The organism is Pseudokineococcus marinus (genome assembly GCF_013004605.1).
Lineage (GTDB): Bacteria > Actinomycetota > Actinomycetes > Actinomycetales > Quadrisphaeraceae > Pseudokineococcus > Pseudokineococcus marinus.
Genome location: NZ_JABEMA010000325.1, coordinates 1 through 3161, shown reverse-complemented (window position 1 = coordinate 3161; position 3161 = coordinate 1). Strand labels below are relative to the sequence as shown.

The 3161-nt window shown below is 77.5% G+C and carries 1 protein-coding gene; it reads left to right on the top strand.

The features are described from left to right. Positions 1-139 precede the first annotated feature (139 nt). Positions 140-3161: Na+/H+ antiporter subunit A (locus HLB09_RS14800; RefSeq protein WP_171204099.1), on the top strand; the 3022-nt coding region annotated here is incomplete at its 3' end.

Genomic DNA, 3161 nt, shown 5'->3' with positions numbered 1-3161 from the left:
CCGGGGCCGCGGGCACGCCCGCGGCCGACCACGGGGGACGGCGACCGAGGTCCCGGCCGGTGCGCGGCGCCGCCGCGCGCAGCTCCGCACGGGTCGGGCCCACCGGGCCGGGCCCACCGACCCGAGAGGCCGGGTGCCCGTGATCGCTCTCGTCGGCGCCCACGCCGTGGCCGCGCTCGTCGCGCCCGCCCTCGTGCGGGTGCTCGGGCGGCGCGCCTTCCTCGTGCTCGCGCTCGTGCCCGCCGCGTCGCTGGCGTGGCTGGTGGCGCTGCTCGTCGGCGAGGGCCCGGGCGTCGAGCGGGTCGAGGTCGTGCCGTGGGCGCCGTTCCTCGACCTCGAGCTGGCCTTCCGCGTCGACCCCCTGTCGCTCGTCCTGGCGCTGCTCGTCACGGGGGTCGGCGCGCTGGTCCTCGCGTACTGCACGTCGTACTTCGACGACGACGAGGAGGGCCTCGGCCGCTTCGCCGGGGTCCTCGTCGCCTTCGCGGGGGCGATGCTCGGCCTCGTCCTCGCCGACGACGTCCTGCTCCTCTACGTCATGTGGGAGCTGACGACCGTCTTCTCCTACCTGCTCGTCGGGCACCTCACCGAGCAGCGCGCGAGCCGGCTGGCGGCCATGCGGGCGCTCGTCGTCACGACCTTCGGCGGGCTCGCGATGCTCGTCGGCCTAGTCGTCCTGGCCGAGCGGGCGAGCACCTACCGCCTGTCGGAGATCGTCGCGGACCCGCCCGTCGTCGACGCGGCCAGCACCACGGGGCTCGTCCTCGTCCTCGTGGGCGCGCTGTCGAAGTCCGCGATCTGGCCGTTCTCGCTGTGGCTGCCGAGCGCGATGGCCGCGCCGACCCCCGTCAGCGCCTACCTGCACGCCGCGGCGATGGTGAAGGCGGGCGTGTACCTCCTCGCCCGGCTGGCCCCCGGCTTCGCCGACGACCCCGCCTGGCACCCCGTCGTCCTCGGCCTCGGCGGCGTGACGATGCTCGTCGGCGGCTGGCGGGCCCTGCGCCAGTACGACCTCAAGCTGCTCCTCGCCCACGGCACCGTCAGCCAGCTGGGCTTCATGACCGTCGTCGTGGGGCTCGGCGGGCCCGACGGCGCCCTGGCCGGCCTGGCGCTCGTCTGCGCCCACGCCCTGTTCAAGTCGACGCTCTTCCTCTCGGTGGGCGCCATCGACCACGCCACGGGCACGCGCGACCTGCGCCAGCTCTCGGGCGTCCCGCGGCGCCTGCCCGTCGTCACCGCCGCCGCGCTCCTGGCGGCGGCGTCGATGGCCGGCGTCACGCCGCTGGCCGGCTTCGCCGCCAAGGAGTCCGCCTTCGACGCCCTGCTGCACCGGCCGGAGGGATGGGCGACGGCGGCGCTCGTCGTCGTCGTGCTCGGCTCGGGCCTCACGGCCGGCTACACGATCCGCTTCTGCTGGGGCGCCTTCGCCGCCAAGGGGCTCGAGCCCTCGCCGGCGCACGGCGTCGGGCTCGGCCTGAACGCGGTGCCGGCGGCCCTCGCCCTCGGCGGCCTCGCCGTCGGCCTGGCCACCGGCCCGTGGGAGGCGCTGCTCGCGCCCTACGCCGAGAGCGCCGGCGGCGAGCCCGAGGTGCACCTGCAGGCCTGGTACGGCCTGTCGCCGGCCTTCGGGCTCAGCGTCGCGTCGCTGGCCCTCGGCGCCGCCCTGTTCGCCGCCCGCCGCGCGGTCCTGCGGGTGCAGGCGGCCGCGCCCGTCCTCGTCGACACCGAGCGGGGCTACGCGCGCCTCGTGCGCCTCACCGAGCGCCTGGCCGTCGAGGCCACGGGCGCCACGCAGCGCGGCTCGCTGCCCGCCTACCTGGCGATCATCTTCACGGTGCTCGTCGTCGGGCCCGGCCTCGCCGCGGCCCTCTCGGGCGCGTGGGACGTGCGCGTGCGCTGGTGGGACACCCCCGCGCAGCTCGCCGTCGCCGTCGTCGTCGCCGCGGCGGCGGTCGCGACGACGCGCTCGCGGCGGCGGCTCAAGGCGGCCGTGCTGCTCGGCGTCACCGGGTACGGGACGGCGCTGCTCTTCGCCCTCCACGGCGCGCCGGACCTGGCGCTCACCCAGGTCCTCGTCGAGACGGTGAGCCTCGTCGTCTTCGTCCTCGTGCTGCGCCGCCTGCCCCCGTACTTCTCCGACCGGCCGCTGCGGCGCAGCCGCTTCCTGCGCGCCGGGCTCGCGGTGGCCGTGGGCGCCGCGGTGAGCGCGCTCGGCGTCGTCGCGGCGGGCGCCCGCACCGCCGTCCCCGTCTCCGAGCCGTTCGCCGACCTGGCCTACGACGAGGGTGGCGGCCGCAACGTCGTCAACGTCATCCTCGTCGACATCCGCGCGTGGGACACCGTCGGCGAGCTGTCGGTGCTGCTCGTGGCCGCCACCGGCGTCGCGAGCCTCGTCTTCCTCGGCCGCCGCTTCGGCCACCTCGACGTGGAGGAGGGGCGCGAGGCCGCCGTCGTGCCCGCCGCCTCCTTCCCCTCCGCCCGGGCCGCCCGCGCGGCCGCGCCGCTCACCTCGCCGCTCGGCGCCGGGCCGGGCGACGGCGCGGGGGAGGGCGCCGGGGGGGAGGCCCAGCCGCCGGACGCGGCCGTCCCGGACGCCCGCGAGGAGGCGGCGCCGCGCAGCTGGACGCGCACGGCGCCGTCCCTGCCCGCGGAGCGGCGCTCGGTCATCTTCGAGACGGTCACGCGGCTGACCTTCCACACCGTCGTGCTCTTCTCGCTCTACCTGCTCTTCGCCGGCCACAACCAGCCCGGCGGCGGCTTCGCGGGAGGGCTCGTGGCGGGCCTCGCGCTCATGGTCCGCTACCTGTCCGGGGGGCGGCGCGAGCTCGACCGCGCGGCGCCCGTGCCCGCGGGCCTCCTCCTCGGCTCGGGCCTCTTCCTGTCCGCCGGCGTCGGCCTGGCCGCGGCGCTGCTCGGGTACACGCCGCTGCAGAGCGCGGTGCGCGACCTCGAGGTGCCCGTGCTCGGCGAGGTGCACCTCGTCACCGCCCTGTTCTTCGACCTGGGGGTCTACCTGCTCGTCATCGGCCTCGTCCTTGACGTCCTGCGCAGCCTCGGCGGCGGCGTCGACGCCCACATCGAGGCGGACGCCGCGGAGGGCCGGGCGACAGCCGCGCTGTCGGTCTCCGGCCCGCTCGCCGGGTCCGGCGTCGCCCCCGGGC